Source organism: Owariibacterium komagatae (assembly GCF_045865535.1).
GTDB classification, from domain to species: Bacteria; Bacillota; Clostridia; order Oscillospirales; family Ruminococcaceae; genus Ruthenibacterium; species Ruthenibacterium komagatae.
On sequence record NZ_AP031406.1, the window covers coordinates 1 to 16,952 of the forward strand.

Here is a 16,952-nt window from a genome sequence, read left to right on the forward strand (position 1 = left end):
CGCATGAAGAAAATCAAAGCCGCCGAACGAAAGCGGAAACAAAGGCATAAATGTCACGCTTTAGAGCCTTTCAAACCCGCATAAATCAAGGCTTTTTTCGTGGGTGTCAAAGGGTATGCGATACATTTATCCTTTTCCCCCGGAAACAGCGTTCTAAATGCGTACAAACGCCCCAAATCCACCCAAAGGAGGAACCATGTCAGACAACCGAAAATACTACTACCTCAAGCTGAAAGAGAATTACTTTGACGAGGACGCTATCGTGCTGCTGGAAAGTATGCAGGACGGTATCCTCTATTCCAACATTCTCTTGAAACTGTACCTGAAATCGCTGAAAAACGGCGGGAAGTTGCAGCTTGATGAAAATATCCCCTACACCGCACAGATGATTGCCACCATTACCCGTCAGCAGGTCGGCACCGTAGAGCGAGCCTTGCAGATTTTTATGAAGCTGGGGCTTGTGGAGCCGTTACAGAACGGCGCGCTGTATATGAGCAACATTGAACTGCTTATCGGCCAATCCTCTACCGAGGGGGAGCGGAAACGGCGGGCAAGGCTGGCTTTGCAGGAGCAGAAAGCCTTGCCAAAGGCCGGGGCGGACAAATGTCCACCATATCAAGCGGACATTTGTCCACCAGAGATAGAGATAGAGAAAGAGATAGAGATAGAAAAAGAGAGAGAGCGAGAGTTAGATACGGGACAACCCGCCCGCGCCGCCTATGGCCGGTATGAAAATGTCTTTCTTTCGCAATCAGAACTGGACGGGCTGAAAGCAGACCTGCCCGACAAGTGGAACTACTACATTGACCGGCTATCCTGCCATATCGCGTCCAGCGGCAAGCGATACCGCAGCCATGCCGCCACAATCTACAAATGGGCGCAGGAGGACGCAGCCAGGAAAGCCCCGAAAAAGGGCATACCAGACTACTCATGCAAGGAGGGCGAGAGTTTATGAAGAACGAAATCAACGCTGTTTTGGAGAATATGACGACCACCACCCCGGAGCCGGAGGACTACACCGGCGAGGACGGTTTACTGTACTGCGGCAAGTGCCGCAAGCCGAAAGAAGCCTATTTTGCGCCGGATAAGGCCGCTGTCTTTGGCCGTGACCGCCACCCGGCAGAGTGCGACTGCCAGAGAGCCGCCCGCGAGGAACGGGAGGCCGCCGAGAAGCGGCGCAGGCACCTTGACACCGTGGAGGAACTGAAACGCCGGGGCTTTACCGACCCCACCATGCGGGACTGGACTTTTGAGAACGACAACGGCAGGAACCCGCAGACCGGGATTGCCCGCCGGTATGTGGAGCATTGGGAGGATATGCGAACCGACAATATCGGCTGCCTGTTCTGGGGCGGCGTGGGAACCGGGAAAAGCTACCTTGCGGGCTGTATCGCAAACGCCCTCATGGAGAAAGAAATCCCCGTCCACATGACGAACTTTGCCCTTATCCTCAATGACCTTGCCGCCAGCTTTGAGGGGCGCAACGAGTACATTTCCCGCCTTTGCCGCTATCCGCTGCTTATCCTTGACGATTTCGGCATGGAGCGCGGAACGGAATACGGGCTGGAGCAGGTTTTCCATGTGATTGACAGCCGTTACCGCAGCGGCAAGCCGCTGATCGTCACGACCAACCTCACGCTGGACGGCCTGCACAACCCGGAGGACACCGCCCATTCCCGGATTTATGACCGGCTGCTTTCCATGTGCGTCCCGGTACGTTTTACCGGCGAGAATTTCCGGCAGGAAACCGCGCAGCGGAAAATGGAGAGCATGAAGAAACTGATTACCGACTGAAAGGAGTATTGCCTATGGCAGATAACAAGCAGCCCGACACCCGCACCGCCCGCCGCCCCGACTGCGTGACGGAAATCCGCATGGGCAATTCCGTCCTTGTCGTGTCCGGCTATTTCAAGAAAGACACGACCACCACCGCCGCCGACAAAATGGCGCGGGTACTGGAAGCGGAAGCCGCTGCTACACAAAAACCGGCGATTTGACAAGCTGTAAAGAAGCAGATTTGACACTTTTGCCGCTATACAACCAGCCCTATTCCGTGGTACAATAAAGCTACGGAATAGTGGGGCTGGCTGTCGGAAACGGAGGATTTTATGTTAAGACAAGCCACCCAAAACCTCATTACCGCCCTTTATCCGAGATTGTCCCATGAGGACGAATTGCAAGGTGAGAGTAATTCCATATCGAATCAAAAAAGGATACTCGAAGCCTTTGCAAAACAGAATGGCTTTACCAACCTGCGCTGGTACACCGACGACGGCTATTCCGGCGCGAACTTTCAAAGGCCCGGTTTTCAAGCCATGCTTGCAGACATTGAAGCTGGGAAAGTGGGTACAGTTATCGTCAAGGACATGAGCCGGTTAGGGCGAAACTACTTGCAGGTAGGGTTTTACACGGAAATGCTGTTCCCTCAAAAGGGCGTGCGTTTTATCGCTGTCAACGACAATGTGGACAGCGCAAACGGCGGCATGGACAACGATTTTACCCCTCTGCGAAATCTGTTCAACGAATGGCTGGTGAGAGATACGAGCAAGAAAATCAAGGCAGTTAAGAGAGCAAAAGGCATGAGCGGCAAGCCCGTTACCAGCAAGCCGGTGTACGGCTACCTCATGGACGAGGACGAGAATTATATCGTTGACGAGGAAACCGCGCCGGTAGTCCGGCAGATATACCAGCTTTGCCTTGCCGGGAACGGCCCGACCAAGATTGCCCGTATGCTTACGGAGCAGCAAATCCCCACGCCGGGGACGCTGGAATACCGCAGGACGGGCAGCACCCGCCGCTACCACCCCGGCTATGAGTGCAAATGGGCGACAAATACCGTTGTCCACCTGTTGGAAAACCGGGAGTACACCGGCTGTCTGGTAAACTTCAAGACGGAGAAGCCCTCTTACAAGACCAAGCACAGCGTAGAGAACCCCATCGAGAAGCAGGCCATTTTTGAGAACCACCATGAGCCTATCATAGACCGGGAAACATGGGAGCGCGTGCAGGAGTTACGCAAGCAGCGCAAACGCCCGAACCGCTATGATGAAGTGGGGCTGTTCTCCGGTATGCTGTTCTGCGCCGACTGCGGCCATGTGATGTACCAGCAGCGGTATCAGAACAAGACCCGTAAGCAGGACTGTTACATCTGCGGCAGCTACAAGAAGCGCACCCGTGACTGTACGGCGCACTTTATCCGCACCGACCTGTTGACCGCCGGTGTCCTCTCCAATCTCCGGCAAGTGACGGAATATGCCGCCAAGCATGAGAGCCGCTTTGTGAAGCTGCTTATCCAGCAGAACGAGATCGGCGGCAAGAGAAAGACCGCCGCAGCCACCAAGCAGCTTGAACAGGCGCAGGAGCGCATTTCCGAAGTGAGCCGCATTATCAAGCGGCTGTATGAGGACAATGTGAACGGCAAAATCAGCGACGAGCGTTTCATGGAACTGTCGGCAGACTATGAGCAGGAACAGCGGGAACTGAAAAAGAGAGCCGCCGCCCTGCAAGCCGAACTGGACAAGTCAAAGGCAGCCACCGTCAACGCCGAGAAATTCATGGGCATTGTCCGCAAGCACCTTGCCTTTGAAGAACTGACCCCGACCCTGTTGCGGGAAATGATTGAGAAAATCGTGGTGCATGAGTGCAGCTATGACGAGAACGGCATCCGCAGGCAGGACATTGAGATTTATTACAGCTTTGTCGGCAAGATTGACTTGCCCGAATAACCGCCCGACCTATCCGACACAGCCCTAAGTGCCGGATAGGAACGGCAAAATTTTTTACACTTCTATTACTTCTTTATCGCACACAAGCAAAAAGCCAGGGCATGAAGCAGTTTATGGCTAATTAAAGGGAACAAAAAGAAAGGAAAAGCACAATCCAGACGGTATCAGCGGCAGGATACAAGAATAAATTGTGATTACACAAGATTGGTGTTATAATAAGAGAAAAGTTCCTGCCGGGGCAGCCGCCCCGGTGGTATGGATAAAAAGGCAGGAAAACAATATGCACATCAGCTATAAACCACTCTGGCATACACTGTTAGAGCGTGATATGAGAAAAGAAGATTTAAGGCTTGCCGCCGGTATGACAACGAATATGATTGCCAACATGAGCAAAGAGGGAAAGCACATCAGCATGGATACATTGGCCCGTATCTGCGAAACGCTGAATTGTGAGATTACCGATGTGATTGAGTTAGTACCAGACGAGCCTGCTTCCACAGGAGGTAAGGAACATGAGCGAATTGAAACCAAGAATAACGGAAAACGGAATTGATTATATCCTTGTCGGAGATTACTATATCCCAGATTTGAAGCTGCCGGAGGAACACCGCCCTATCGGAAAGTACGGACGGATGCACCGGGAATATTTAAGAGAAGCCCACCCAGCCAGATTGAACACATTGACACTGACCGGGGAGTTATGGACATATCTTGCAGACCTGAACGAACAGGCACAGGAACGGTTAGACACCATCATGGAGCAGATGAAGGCTGCCGATGGTGTGACCGAGGAATTGAAGCGTACCCATCAAATGGAATGGGTGCAGCGTTGCAATAACATTCACAACCGGGCAGAAGAAATTATTTTGCAAGAGATGATTTATTCATAACGGTATGGTAGAATGATTATGACAAATCGAAAGTTGACAAGGAGTTTTGATAGCGTGAAAAAAAGTTTATGGAAGAAGTTTTAATTGATGATAATATGGTTTTTGATATTGATAATTTAAAAGGATTTCTTAATGATACCAGTTCATTTGGGTTTATAGCTAAAGAAAATAATAAAATTATAGGATTTGCATATTGCTATACACTTTTAAGACCTGATGGAAAAACAATGTTTTATTTACACTCAATAGGAATGTTACCTAACTATCAAGACAAAGGTTATGGTTCAAAATTATTATCTTTTATTAAGGAATATTCTAAAGAGATTGGTTGTTCTGAAATGTTTTTAATAACTGATAAAGGTAATCCTAGAGCTTGCCATGTATATGAAAAATTAGGTGGTAAAAATGATTATAAAGATGAAATAGTATATGTATATGATTATGAAAAAGGTGATAAATAAATGAATATAGTTGAAAATGAAATATGTATAAGAACTTTAATAGATGATGATTTTCCTTTGATGTTAAAATGGTTAACTGATGAAAGAGTATTAGAATTTTATGGTGGTAGAGATAAAAAATATACATTAGAATCATTAAAAAAACATTATACAGAGCCTTGGGAAGATGAAGTTTTTAGAGTAATTATTGAATATAACAATGTTCCTATTGGATATGGACAAATATATAAAATGTATGATGAGTTATATACTGATTATCATTATCCAAAAACTGATGAGATAGTCTATGGTATGGATCAATTTATAGGAGAGCCAAATTATTGGAGTAAAGGAATTGGTACAAGATATATTAAATTGATTTTTGAATTTTTGAAAAAAGAAAGAAATGCTAATGCAGTTATTTTAGACCCTCATAAAAATAATCCAAGAGCAATAAGGGCATACCAAAAATCTGGTTTTAGAATTATTGAAGATTTGCCAGAACATGAATTACACGAGGGCAAAAAAGAAGATTGTTATTTAATGGAATATAGATATGATGATAATGCCACAAATGTTAAGGCAATGAAATATTTAATTGAGCATTACTTTGATAATTTCAAAGTAGATAGTATTGAAATAATCGGTAGTGGTTATGATAGTGTGGCATATTTAGTTAATAATGAATACATTTTTAAAACAAAATTTAGTACTAATAAGAAAAAAGGTTATGCAAAAGAAAAAGCAATATATAATTTTTTAAATACAAATTTAGAAACTAATGTAAAAATTCCTAATATTGAATATTCGTATATTAGTGATGAATTATCTATACTAGGTTATAAAGAAATTAAAGGAACTTTTTTAACACCAGAAATTTATTCTACTATGTCAGAAGAAGAACAAAATTTGTTAAAACGAGATATTGCCAGTTTTTTAAGACAAATGCACGGTTTAGATTATACAGATATTAGTGAATGTACTATTGATAATAAACAAAATGTATTAGAAGAGTATATATTGTTGCGTGAAACTATTTATAATGATTTAACTGATATAGAAAAAGATTATATAGAAAGTTTTATGGAAAGACTAAATGCAACAACAGTTTTTGAGGGTAAAAAGTGTTTATGCCATAATGATTTTAGTTGTAATCATCTATTGTTAGATGGCAATAATAGATTAACTGGAATAATTGATTTTGGAGATTCTGGAATTATAGATGAATATTGTGATTTTATATACTTACTTGAAGATAGTGAAGAAGAAATAGGAACAAATTTTGGAGAAGATATATTAAGAATGTATGGAAATATAGATATTGAGAAAGCAAAAGAATATCAAGATATAGTTGAAGAATATTATCCTATTGAAACTATTGTTTATGGAATTAAAAATATTAAACAGGAATTTATCGAAAATGGTAGAAAAGAAATTTATAAAAGGACTTATAAAGATTGATTATATAATATATGAAAAGCTATTATAAAAGACATTAGTATTAAATAGTTTAAAAAAATGAAAAATAATATCGAAAAAAATATTTCTTAAAATTGTGATAGGGGTTGTTCTTGCTTGTATTTTATTTGTTTGTTTTCTTTATACGAACAATGAGATCGGCGTGACTTCATCTAAGCTGGAGGCAGATATTCGTTCGTCGCAGAAGATTAAGGATGATTGGACGGTCGATGGAAGCGTTTCCAGCACGATGGCTGCATATATTTCTTACCCTCAGGATTTGAGTGACCATTCTTTTTCCGTCTATGTCAATCGTCCAGGACTTTCCTTCGGATATTTTTTCCGTGGAGGTGGAACTCTTTCGGGGATTCAAAGAGGAATTGTGGAGTTTACTGTAGAGGGATATAATGAACGAGCATTTATTTCTATGAATCAACAGCAGGTGCAACAACTTGAAATAGATGATGGCAACACAATTCAAGTGGTTGATATTGACCGCAATAAACCTTTTGCGATTGTCTTGCCTATAAATGCGGGTAATATTACTTTTTATGATGTAAATAGAAATACTGTGGAATATTGGAATAATCCTCTTTGACAAATTCCAGTTTGTCGTGCTAAAAATTCAACTGAATAATCCCAGCAAAAACCGCTGCTACATGGAAGCCAACAAACCATGCAACAGCGGTTTTTCTTTATCGTTTTTTCCTCTGGCTGATAGGCGTTCCCATTTTCTTTGATTTTTTGAGAATCCGAATCAGCCAGCGAAATTCTTCATCTGACAGATTTTTATAGTTGATACCAAGCTGCTTACAGTAAAGGACAACCAGCTTTTCATCACGGCTGCCCTTGAAATTTTCAACCGCTTCCAGATTTTCTTTCAGTTCATCGGCAACGGTGGTCTGAGGTGCACTCTCGCTGTCCTTTTTATGGGCTTCCCGAATATCCCGGATAATCAGGTTGAGGTCATCCCGTACCATGTGACTGAAATATTCATCATCACTGATATGGGCGGCTTGCAACACTTTCAAATGGGGGTCATCTTCGCCGGGGCGATACCGTTCAATGATTTCATGCCGGACGGTATCGACAAGGGCGTTGAGGTTTTGAATCTGCATGGTGGCAATCCCATCCACATAAATCTCAATGTCCGCAAGAAACTTGATAAAGTCCTTATGGGTGGCAAGTTCGCACAGCAGACGGTTGTTAATCCGACCGCTTTTCAGAAGTGCTACCATCTCATCACTCAAATGCAGCTCCCTTAATGGCGTGTTGATCTCCGCCCGGTTCTCTGTCCGGCAAAAGAGATAATCGAGGGACACCCCATAAAAATCTGCCAGCAGGATAAGGTTGCCATGATTGATTTCCTTATAGTCGTCTTTTTCATAACTGCCAAGAGCCGATTTTGAAATACCCGTTTGCTCAGCCAGTTCTTCCAGTTTTAATCCTTTGTTTAATCGTAAATCTTTTAGCCGTTCCTGTATTGTAGTAGCTCCGTTCATTGAAGCAGTTCCCCCTTTCTAACGACATTTATAACCGTTGAATTGATTATACCATATCAATTCCGCAATCGTGGAAATTTCTGATTTTTACCCCGAATTCCTACTTTGTGGACATACGGCACAGGGCACAAAAATGTTCTATGATACAGGTAGTTCATCGATGGATTATTCCAATCGAATGACCAGCCTGTGTGGGATATGCTTCCCCGGCGATGTAGCGTCATGACTTTTGGCAGGGATATGGAGGAACCCTGACCAAAACGAGCGTACCAAAGGGAGCGATACGCCGCTGTGAGATTCAGGGGAGGAACGACACCGGGGAGAACTGGCGAACTGACACCGAAATGATACCGAAACACAACAATCTGATAGGGGGACAGTCTACCCTATCGCTGATACTTCGGGAGATTTTAAGCGGCTCTATGGCTGTAATTTTACCGAAAATCGCCCCGAAACCATACACTAAAACGGGAGGAAGCGCAATATGCCGAGAATGAGCAAAAAGAGGAAGTATGAGCTTTCCTTTTACCTCAATGACCGGGGGCGTGTCACTTACAACGAATTATGCCGGAAATGCCAGCATGGGTGCAAGCAGAGCTTCCGGGCGGTTGTGATTGACTGCCCCTGTTATTTATCCAAACGAGCAAAGAAAAAGGAGGAACACACAGAATGAATTTTGAATTTATGACGATAGACACACCATTGCCGCCCTGTATGCCTTTTCCCAGAGCGTTGACAGGATTTCCAGTCAGCAGCACCGCAAAGGTCATGTACTGCCGGATGCTGGACGCTATGCTCTCCAAAGGGCAGGAGGACGAGAACGGAATCCTCTTTGTCTGCTTCCCTGTCACAGCCATTGCCGCAGTCCTGTCCCGCAGCTCCATGACGGTCAAGCGTTCTCTGAATGAACTGGAAACTGCCGGACTTATCATGCGGGTGCGTCAGGGCATTGGAGAACCAAACAGGATTTATGTGCTGATACCGGGAAAGGAGGACGCTGCCCTTGCCTGATACATCAAAGCTGGAAAAACTCAATCGGGAGTTGGAAAAAAGCGAAAAGAAACTGCGGAAAGCCATCAATGATGAAAAGGCATTGCAGCATCAGCTGAAGCAGCTTACCCGAAAAGAACGAACGCACCGGCTCTGTACACGTGGCGGTATGCTGGAAAGTTTTCTGCAAGAACCGGAACGCCTGACAGATGATGATGTCATGCTGTTGTTGAAACTCATTTTTCACAGACAGGACACGCAGGAACTATTGAAAAAACTGCTGGAACGGGAGATGCCGGAACCCCCTTAGTTTACTAAGGGCGCAATTATACACCACCCAGAGGTTGGTGCATTGCGTTCTCCGAAGGCTCCTCGCCGGAGGGCTGTGATTTTCCGCAGTCATGGTCTGCTTCAAATCAAACAGGGGACGCTACGCTTCCCCTGCGCTGGCTGCCGCCAGCTACCCTTTTGTGAACTTGCCATCTGGGGACACCTTGCGTTGCAAGCTGTTCCCAGCCGACAAGTTTTACAAAATCTCTCTATACTTTGACGGTCGAATAAAGTATAATGAAGTCAACGACTAATCGGAATTTGGAGGTAATATGCTTATGAAAAAATTTCTTTCTTTGTTTTTGTGTCTTACTTGTGTACTGACTTTAGTTGCGTGTGGAAAAAAGGTAGCTCCTATTACGTTACCTCAAACCGACGAGATTACATCTATTGATATAACTTTTGGGGAAAATACAGTAAGTCATTCAGACAAAACTTGGATAAGTGAAATAATCGCCGATATTTCCAGTTCTGAACCGACTAAGAAGGAAAGTGTTCAAGACTGTCCACAAGTGGAAAGTTATATCAAAATTGACTTCCAGTTTGAGACAGGAACAAGTACTATCTTTGCGTATGAGGATAGTGGTAAATACTATATTGAACAGCCTTATCAAGGAATTTATAAAATTGATAGCCAACTATTCGAAAGGTTACAAGAAACTGATTAATTCCAGTTTGCCACCCACACATCGGGTCAACTTGTCCCGAACTTTTACAACTAAATACCCGCCGCCCACACAGCGGCACACCGAGCAGGAAATCTGAAAAAGGTCTCCTGCTTTTTTTCTGCCCAAAATGGGGTGGCAAAACGCCACCCCATCCACCGATTACCGAAAGGAGTGATACGAAATGCCCTGTCCGCACAACGAAATCACGATTGTTCAGCGCAGCCAGCGACAGTCTGCTGTTGCCGCCGCTGCTTACCAAAGCGGCGAAAAGCTGTTCTGTGAATACGACCAGCAAGTGAAGCACTACCCGGAAAAGCGTGGTATCGTCCACAATGAAATTCTGCTCCCGGCAAACGCCCCACGGTCGTATGCAGACCGCAATACCTTATGGAACGCCGCCGAAGCGGTGGAAAAGCAATGGAACTCCCAGCTTGCAAGGCGGTGGGTGCTTACCATCCCAAGAGAGATACCACCCGACCAGTATGCTGTCCTTGTCCGGGAGTTTTGTGAGCAGCAGTTTGTTTCCAAAGGCATGATTGCTGATTTTGCAATCCATGACCCCCATCCGCCGGGACACAATCCCCACGCCCATGTCATGCTCACTATGAGGGCAATGGACGAACATGGAAAATGGCTTCCCAAGAGCCGCAAGGTTTATGACCTTGACGAAAACGGGGAACGGATCAAACTTCCGTCCGGCAGATGGAAAAGCCACAAGGAGGATACGGTGGATTGGAACGACCAGAAGTATTGCGAAATCTGGCGGCATGAATGGGAGGTCATCCAGAACCGCTATCTGGAAGCCAATGACCGCCCAGAGCGTGTGGACTTGCGTTCTTATGCCAGACAGGGGCTTGATATTATCCCTACTGTCCATGAGGGAGCTGCTGTCCGGCAGATGGAAAAGCGGGGTATCCAGACGAACATCGGCAACCTGAACCGGGAAATCAGAGCCGCCAACCGCCTGATGAAGTCTATCCGGCAGCTCATTCAAAACCTCAAAGGCTGGATTACCGAGCTGGGAGAAAAACGAAAAGAACTGCTTGCACAAAAGGCGGCGGAGGAAGCGACACTTCTTCCCAATCTGCTGATGAAGTATATGGAGATACGAAAGGAAGAACGGAAGGACTGGACAAGGGCTGGACAGAACCGGGGGACTTCACAGGACTTAAAGGCAGTCAGCGAAGCCCTGTCCTATCTCCGTCAAAAGGGGATTTCTACTGTGGAGGACTTAGAAGTATTTCTGGAATCTTCCGGGAAATCAGCCGCAGATTACCGCAGTCAGATGAAGCCAAAGGAAGCCCGCAGCAAAGTGATTGACGGGATTCTTGCCAGCCGGACAGACTGCAAGGAATGTAAGCCTGTCTATGAGAAGTACCAGAAGATATTTTTCAAGAAAACAAAGGAGAAATTCAAACAGGAACACCCGGAGGTCGCCCGGTATGCGAAAGCCACCGCCTACCTTGCCAAGCACCCGGACGATAAGGACAGCACCCAAAAGGAACTGCAACAGGAGCAGGAAAAACTTCTCAGCGAAATCGCAGAGCTGAAAGTACCGCTGACAGAGGTACAGGAGGATTTGAAGAAGCTGCGGGACATCCGCTACTGGGTACGGAAAGCCACCCCCGGCACAGAAGAAAGCAAAGAGCCGCCCAAGAAGCAGCCCCTCAAAGAAGTCTTGCAGGATAAGGCGGACGAGAAAAAAGCACAAAGAACTGCCCCGGTGCAGACAAAACACAAACAACAGGATATGGAACTTTAACAGGCACTTGCCATTTTCAGATTGAGAATGTCAGGTGCTTTTCTTTTTTTCAAGGAGGGATAGATTTGAATGTATTTGAAGCTGTGAAGCAGTCCGTCACAACAAGACAGGCTGCGGAGCATTATGGAATCCATGTAGGTCGGAACGGGATGGCTTGCTGCCCGTTCCATAACGATAAAACCCCAAGCATGAAGCTGGATCGGCGTTACCACTGCTTCGGCTGCGGTGCGGATGGGGATGTGATTGATTTTGCCGCCGCCCTGTATGGGCTGGGAAAGAAAGAAGCCGCCGTACAACTGGCACAGGACTTCGGGCTTTCCTATGAGGACTGGAAGCCGCCGGGAAAGGAAAAAAAGCCAAAGCCCCGGCAGAAATCCCCGGAGGAACAGTTTCAGGAAGCAAAGAACCGCTGCTTCCGTATTCTTGCTGATTATCTCCATCTGCTTCGGGCATGGAGAACGGACTACGCCCCACACTCCCCGGAGGAAGCCTTTCATCCCCGGTTTATAGAAGCCTTACAGAAGCAAGACCAAGTGGAGTATCTGCTGGATGTGCTGCTGTTCGGGGAAACAGAGGAAAAAGCGGCTTTGATTACGGACTACGGAAAGGATGTGATACAGCTTGAACAGCGAATGGCAGAGCTTGCCGCCGCAGACGCAGCAAGAACTAAAAAACACCATGAACGCCATGCAGCCACCCCAGAGCATTGAGGAAATCAAGGAGGGGCTGGAAACTACCGAGAAAGGCGGTGTCCGTCAGAGCATACGGAACTGCCTGACTGTATTCCAGCGTGACCCGCTGCTTTCCGGGGCTATCGCATACAACATCCTGACTGACCGCAAGGACATCATAAAGCCCATCGGCTTCCACAGGGAAAGCACCGCCCTGAACGATACAGATATGAAGTATCTGCTTCTTTATCTGGAAGAAACCTACGGGCTTACCAATGAGAAAAAGATTGATAACGCCATCGGGATTGTGGCGAATGAAAACAAGTACCACCCCATCCGGGATTATTTAAGTTCCCTTGTGTGGGACGGGACAGAGCGAATCCGCTTCTGCCTGCGGCACTTTCTGGGGGCTGACGCAGACGATTACACCTATGAAGCATTGAAGCTGTTCCTGCTGGGTGCAATCTCACGAGCCTTTCAGCCGGGGTGCAAGTTTGAAATCATGCTCTGTCTGGTCGGCGGTCAGGGGGCTGGCAAGTCCACTTTCTTCCGTCTGCTGGCAGTCCGGGACGAGTGGTTCTCCGATGATTTGCGGAAGCTGGACGATGACAATGTGTACCGCAAGCTGCAAGGTCACTGGATTATCGAAATGTCGGAAATGATGGCAACCGCCAACGCCAAGAGCATTGAGGAAATCAAGTCATTTTTAAGCCGGCAGAAAGAGGTTTACAAGATACCTTATGAAACCCACCCGGCAGACCGCCCCCGTCAGTGCGTGTTTGGCGGCACTTCCAATGCCCTGGACTTCCTGCCCCTTGACCGTTCCGGCAACCGCCGCTTTATCCCCGTCATGGTGTACCCGGAGCAAGCCGAGGTTCACATTTTGGAGGACGAAGCTGCTTCCAGAGCCTATATCGAGCAGATGTGGGCAGAAGCGATGGAGATTTACCGAAGCGGCAGGTTCAAGCTGGCTTTCAGCCCCGCCATGCAGCGCTATCTCAAAGAACACCAGCGGGATTTTATGCCGGAGGACACCAAAGCAGGGATGATACAGGCGTATCTTGATAAGTACACCGGGAGCATGGTCTGCTCCAAGCAGATCTACAAGGAAGCCTTGAACCATGCTTTTGACGAGCCGAAGCAATGGGAAATCCGGGAAATCAACGAGATTATGAACCAGTGCATTTCCGGCTGGAGGTACTTCCCGAACCCAAGAATGTTTTCAGAATATGGCAGACAAAAGGGCTGGGAGCGTGAAAACCCGGCAACGGACTTAAGCAACCCGTCTGAAAAAACGATGGACGGTTTTGTGGAGGTCACAGAACAGATGGAGCTTCCATTCTGAAAAGGACAGCCCGTTGCACCCCCTGTTGCTATCCCGTTGCCGAGCCGGTTGCCGGGGAAAAACCTTTATTTCCGGGCTTTTCTCCCTTATAACAACCAAAACAACAGAAAAATAAAAGAAAAGTATAAATAGTAACCATCGCCAGATTGAGATTGTTTGCAAGGTCTTTTGAAGCCCGTTGCCGGACTTCGTTGCCGACACCCTCTGTCTGGCTATTTTCATGTATGGAGGATAACTGCCTATGGCAAAAAACAAAACAGAGATTCATGTTACAACGGTGTTTGACGGGGAGCTGGACGCAACCGATGTGTTCGTCAGCCTGATTTCCCAGAAATACGGTAAGACAAATACGAAAGAATATCTTGCTAAAAAGAAAGATATGGGTTATAATGAAGATGAGGTTCAAAAGAGCCAGATACCGTCTGGATTGTGTGGGTAAATGGCTATGATGAACGAAATGGAATACAGAACAATCGGTTCGGCACTTGCCGGAGGGTATCGTGCAGCGGTCTATTGCAGGCTGTCAAAGGACGATGACCTGCAAGGCGAAAGTGCCAGTATCGCAAACCAGCGTGATATGCTGGAAAAATACTGCGAAAAGCAGGGATGGGAGGTTGTGGCAGTCTATCAGGACGATGGCTTCACAGGTCTTAATATGGAGCGTCCTGATTTACAGAGAATGTTGAGAGCCATTGAGCGCAGGCAAATCAACCTTGTCATCACGAAAGACCTCAGCCGACTGGGGCGTAACTATCTGCAAACCGGGCATTTGATTGAGGACTTTTTCCCAAGAAACGGTGTCCGCTATATCGCCATGAATGACGGTATCGACACCCTGCGGGATAACAACGATATTGCCCCGTTCAAGAATATCCTGAACGAGATGTACAGCAAGGATATTTCCAAGAAAGTCCATTCCTCTTATCTTCTGAAAGCGCAGAAAGGACAGTTTACCGGGTGTCTTGCCCCCTTTGGGTATCGGAAAGACCCAGAGGACAGAAACCATCTGCTCATTGACGAGGAAACCGCCCCGATTGTGCGGCTGATTTTCGGATATGCCCTGAACGGTCATGGTCCGAACTATATCCGCAGACGGCTGGAGGAAGAAAAAATCCCCTGCCCCACATGGTGGAACCGGGAACGGGGGCTTCGCAATACCCGCACCAAATGGGAAAAGAAAGACCCAGAAAACGGACGGTATATGTGGGACTTCTCCGTTATCAAAGACCTCTTGATGAATCCCGTCTACACCGGGGCGATTGCTTCCCAGAAAAAAGACTACCGTTTCAAAATCGGCACGATTGGAGAAAAGAAGCCGGAGGACTGGATTGTGGTGGAGGGACAGCATGAACCGCTGATTGACCGCATGAGCTTTGACATTGTGCAGAACAAGCTGAAATCCCGCCAGCGTCCGGGGCAGACCAATGAAATCAGCCTGTTTGCCGGACTGATAAAATGCGGCGAGTGTGGGAAGTCGCTGACGGTACGCTACACAAACGCAAAACATCCCCAGCAGATTTATTCCTGCAAGACCTACAATGCCTTTGGAAAGAACCACTGCACCCAGCACCGGATTGACTATGACACCCTTTACAGCCATGTGCTGCGGAAAATCCGGGAATGTGCCAGAGCTGCCCTGATGGACGGGAAAGCGGTTGCCGACCGCCTGACTAATACCTGTGAAGCCGAGCAGCGGGAACAGCGGGAAGCAATGGAACGCTCCCTTACAAGGGACGAGGAACGGATTGAGGTTCTGGATAAAATGGTCATGCGGCTTTATGAGGATATGATTGCAGGGCGTATCAGTGAGCAGAATTTCAACACCATGCTGGAAAAGACACAGACCGAGCAAGCGGAGCTTAAAGCAAAAGTGTCCGAGGGCAGAAAGCGGCTGTCCGATGAAGTCCAGCTTGCCAATGACGCAAAACAATGGGTGGAAGCCATTCAGGAATACGCCAATATCACAGAGCTGGACGCAGCCACCCTCAACCGCTTAATCAAAGAAATCGTCGTGCATGAGCGCATTGACGAAGATAAAACAAGACACATTTCTATCGAAATTCATTTTAATCTCAAACCCATCCCAGAGGTGGAACAGGTCACTGCCTGACCTGTCCCGCCGGGACGGTTCTCTTAAAAACACCATATAGATTTTTTGTACGCCGCCGCCCGCCATCGAGCAGAGTTTTACACCTAATTGGGGATAAAACAGCTCATGGCGGGCGGCGGCATCATCCTGCTGGGCACCACCCTGATCCCTCTGCTGTCCGGCCTGTTTTAAGGTAGCGGCTTATGGATTTTCTCACCGACTGGCTCACGGACTGGCTCAAAGAGCTGCTGATCGGCGGGATCATGGGGAACCTGGAGGGGCTCTTTGATTACGTCAATACCCAAGTCGGAGAGATTGCGGTACAGGTGGGGACTACCCCGGCGGCGTGGAACGCCGGGGTATTTTCCCTCATCCGCCAGCTTTCCGAAACGGTGATCTTGCCGATTGCCGGGCTGGTGCTGACCTTTGTTGCCACCTATGAGCTCATTCAGATGCTTTTGGAAAAAAACAATATGCACGAGTTTGACGTGGCGAATATCTACAAATGGATATTCAAAACGGCTTGTGCCATCTTCATTCTCTCAAACACCTTTAATATTGTGATGGCCGTCTTTGACGTGTCGCAGACGGTGATCGCCCAGGCGGGCGGTCTGATCCAGGGCTCCACGGACATCACGCCGGATATGATGGCGGAGCTGGAAACCACCCTGGAGGGGATGGATTTAGGGCCGCTTTTGGGCCTGTGGCTCCAGTCCTCCATTATTGGCGTTACCATGTGGGCGCTGGGCATCGTCATTTTTGTGTTGGTGTATGGCAGAATGTTGGAAATCTATTTGCTCACCAGTTTGGCCCCCATCCCTATGGCAACGATCTCCCACCGGGAGGTGGGACAGATCGGGCAGAACTATCTGCGCTCCCTGTTTGCCGTAGGCTTCCAGGGGCTGCTCATTCTGGTGTGTGTTGCGATTTATGCGGTGCTGATCCAGGGAATTGCCACGGGCGGAGATCCCATCGGGGCGATATGGGGCACCGTGGGCTATACGGTTTTGCTCTGCTTCATGCTGTTCAAAACCGGGACGATTGCGCGAAGTATCTTTAGCGCACATTGAGAAAGGGGTGTT

The 16,952-nt window shown here is 47.3% G+C and carries 21 protein-coding genes and 1 pseudogene; 20 read left to right on the forward strand and 2 right to left on the reverse strand.

Translation table 11 applies throughout. The features are described 5' to 3' along the window. Window positions 1-196 precede the first annotated feature (196 nt). From ACKTS9_RS00005 to ACKTS9_RS00045, 9 genes are all read left to right on the forward strand, one after another. Entirely contained in the window at window positions 197-955 is a 759-nt protein-coding gene (locus ACKTS9_RS00005; RefSeq protein ID WP_072854084.1) for a phage replisome organizer N-terminal domain-containing protein, read from the forward strand. Then, the gene (locus tag ACKTS9_RS00010; protein ID WP_087221213.1) at window positions 952-1,794 is read left to right on the forward strand and encodes an ATP-binding protein; all 843 of its coding nucleotides are present in this window, start codon (window positions 952-954) and stop codon (window positions 1,792-1,794) included. Before ACKTS9_RS00005 ends, ACKTS9_RS00010 begins: the two co-directional genes overlap by 4 nt. A 14-nt stretch (window positions 1,795-1,808) precedes the next feature. Further along, the gene (locus ACKTS9_RS00015; RefSeq protein WP_066522963.1) at window positions 1,809-1,997 is read left to right on the forward strand and encodes a transposon-encoded TnpW family protein; all 189 of its coding nucleotides are present in this window, start codon (window positions 1,809-1,811) and stop codon (window positions 1,995-1,997) included. 111 nt (window positions 1,998-2,108) lie between these two features. Then, on the forward strand, window positions 2,109-3,725 hold the full coding sequence (locus ACKTS9_RS00020; RefSeq protein WP_407878196.1) for a recombinase family protein: 1,617 nt from the start codon (window positions 2,109-2,111) through the stop codon (window positions 3,723-3,725). Window positions 3,726-3,915: 190 nt separating this feature from the next. Further along, a complete protein-coding gene (locus ACKTS9_RS00025) occupies window positions 3,916-4,278 on the forward strand; it encodes a helix-turn-helix domain-containing protein (RefSeq protein WP_306767393.1) in 363 nt (120 codons plus the stop codon). Next, window positions 4,238-4,615, forward strand: coding sequence for a TnpV protein (locus ACKTS9_RS00030; RefSeq protein WP_003533403.1), 378 nt, complete (start codon window positions 4,238-4,240; stop codon window positions 4,613-4,615). The genes ACKTS9_RS00025 and ACKTS9_RS00030 overlap by 41 nt, the downstream gene beginning before the upstream one ends. A 68-nt stretch (window positions 4,616-4,683) precedes the next feature. After that, window positions 4,684-5,076 carry a GNAT family N-acetyltransferase gene (locus ACKTS9_RS00035; protein ID WP_000393259.1) on the forward strand — a complete coding sequence of 131 codons (393 nt, stop codon included), beginning with the start codon at window positions 4,684-4,686 and terminating at the stop codon, window positions 5,074-5,076. Then, complete coding sequence (gene aph(2'')-Ia / locus ACKTS9_RS00040; protein WP_001028144.1) at window positions 5,077-6,516, forward strand: aminoglycoside O-phosphotransferase APH(2'')-Ia; 1,440 nt, start codon at window positions 5,077-5,079, stop codon at window positions 6,514-6,516. It begins immediately after the preceding gene. A 67-nt stretch (window positions 6,517-6,583) separates the two neighbouring features. Next, window positions 6,584-7,111 carry a hypothetical protein gene (locus ACKTS9_RS00045; protein WP_117534044.1) on the forward strand — a complete coding sequence of 176 codons (528 nt, stop codon included), beginning with the start codon at window positions 6,584-6,586 and terminating at the stop codon, window positions 7,109-7,111. 97 nt (window positions 7,112-7,208) lie between these two features. Here the strand turns inward: ACKTS9_RS00045 and ACKTS9_RS00050 are convergent, their stop codons facing one another. After that, a complete protein-coding gene (locus ACKTS9_RS00050; protein ID WP_006573790.1) occupies window positions 7,209-8,015 on the reverse strand; it encodes a helix-turn-helix transcriptional regulator in 807 nt (268 codons plus the stop codon). A 484-nt stretch (window positions 8,016-8,499) separates the two neighbouring features. On the opposite strand from ACKTS9_RS00050, the gene ACKTS9_RS00055 reads away from it, so the two are divergent. From ACKTS9_RS00055 to ACKTS9_RS00085, 7 genes are all read left to right on the forward strand, one after another. Continuing rightward, complete coding sequence (locus ACKTS9_RS00055) at window positions 8,500-8,688, forward strand: hypothetical protein (RefSeq protein WP_005927683.1); 189 nt, start codon at window positions 8,500-8,502, stop codon at window positions 8,686-8,688. After that, entirely contained in the window at window positions 8,685-9,026 is a 342-nt protein-coding gene (locus ACKTS9_RS00060) for a DeoR family transcriptional regulator (protein WP_005927681.1), read from the forward strand. Before ACKTS9_RS00055 ends, ACKTS9_RS00060 begins: the two co-directional genes overlap by 4 nt. Continuing rightward, a complete protein-coding gene (locus ACKTS9_RS00065) occupies window positions 9,019-9,315 on the forward strand; it encodes a DUF3847 domain-containing protein (protein ID WP_005927679.1) in 297 nt (98 codons plus the stop codon). Before ACKTS9_RS00060 ends, ACKTS9_RS00065 begins: the two co-directional genes overlap by 8 nt. 298 nt (window positions 9,316-9,613) lie before the next feature. Beyond that, window positions 9,614-10,003 carry a DUF5301 domain-containing protein gene (locus ACKTS9_RS00070; protein ID WP_029731695.1) on the forward strand — a complete coding sequence of 130 codons (390 nt, stop codon included), beginning with the start codon at window positions 9,614-9,616 and terminating at the stop codon, window positions 10,001-10,003. 181 nt (window positions 10,004-10,184) lie between these two features. Continuing rightward, window positions 10,185-11,765: a MobQ family relaxase gene (mobQ, locus tag ACKTS9_RS00075; RefSeq protein ID WP_117534042.1), complete on the forward strand. Its 1,581-nt coding sequence runs from the start codon at window positions 10,185-10,187 to the stop codon at window positions 11,763-11,765. Window positions 11,766-11,830: 65 nt separating this feature from the next. Continuing rightward, a complete protein-coding gene (locus tag ACKTS9_RS00080) occupies window positions 11,831-12,475 on the forward strand; it encodes a CHC2 zinc finger domain-containing protein (RefSeq protein ID WP_117534040.1) in 645 nt (214 codons plus the stop codon). Further along, window positions 12,444-13,781: a virulence-associated E family protein gene (locus ACKTS9_RS00085; protein ID WP_117534038.1), complete on the forward strand. Its 1,338-nt coding sequence runs from the start codon at window positions 12,444-12,446 to the stop codon at window positions 13,779-13,781. Before ACKTS9_RS00080 ends, ACKTS9_RS00085 begins: the two co-directional genes overlap by 32 nt. A 28-nt stretch (window positions 13,782-13,809) precedes the next feature. On the opposite strand, the gene ACKTS9_RS00090 is transcribed toward ACKTS9_RS00085, so the two are convergent. After that, a complete protein-coding gene (locus ACKTS9_RS00090) occupies window positions 13,810-14,049 on the reverse strand; it encodes a hypothetical protein (RefSeq protein WP_021682886.1) in 240 nt (79 codons plus the stop codon). Here ACKTS9_RS00090 and ACKTS9_RS00095 point away from each other — a divergent pair. From ACKTS9_RS00095 to ACKTS9_RS00110, 4 genes and pseudogenes are all read left to right on the forward strand, one after another. Then, window positions 14,023-14,220: a hypothetical protein gene (locus ACKTS9_RS00095; protein WP_109258351.1), complete on the forward strand. Its 198-nt coding sequence runs from the start codon at window positions 14,023-14,025 to the stop codon at window positions 14,218-14,220. The genes ACKTS9_RS00090 and ACKTS9_RS00095 overlap by 27 nt on opposite strands. After that, entirely contained in the window at window positions 14,221-15,891 is a 1,671-nt protein-coding gene (locus tag ACKTS9_RS00100) for a recombinase family protein (protein WP_117534036.1), read from the forward strand. Window positions 15,892-15,981: 90 nt separating this feature from the next. Continuing rightward, window positions 15,982-16,062 (forward strand): annotated as a pseudogene (locus tag ACKTS9_RS00105) (Maff2 family mobile element protein); the annotation flags it as partial. A gap of 11 nt (window positions 16,063-16,073) precedes the next feature. After that, window positions 16,074-16,940, forward strand: coding sequence for a VirB6/TrbL-like conjugal transfer protein, CD1112 family (locus tag ACKTS9_RS00110; protein WP_072852338.1), 867 nt, complete (start codon window positions 16,074-16,076; stop codon window positions 16,938-16,940). Window positions 16,941-16,952: the final 12 nt, after the last annotated feature.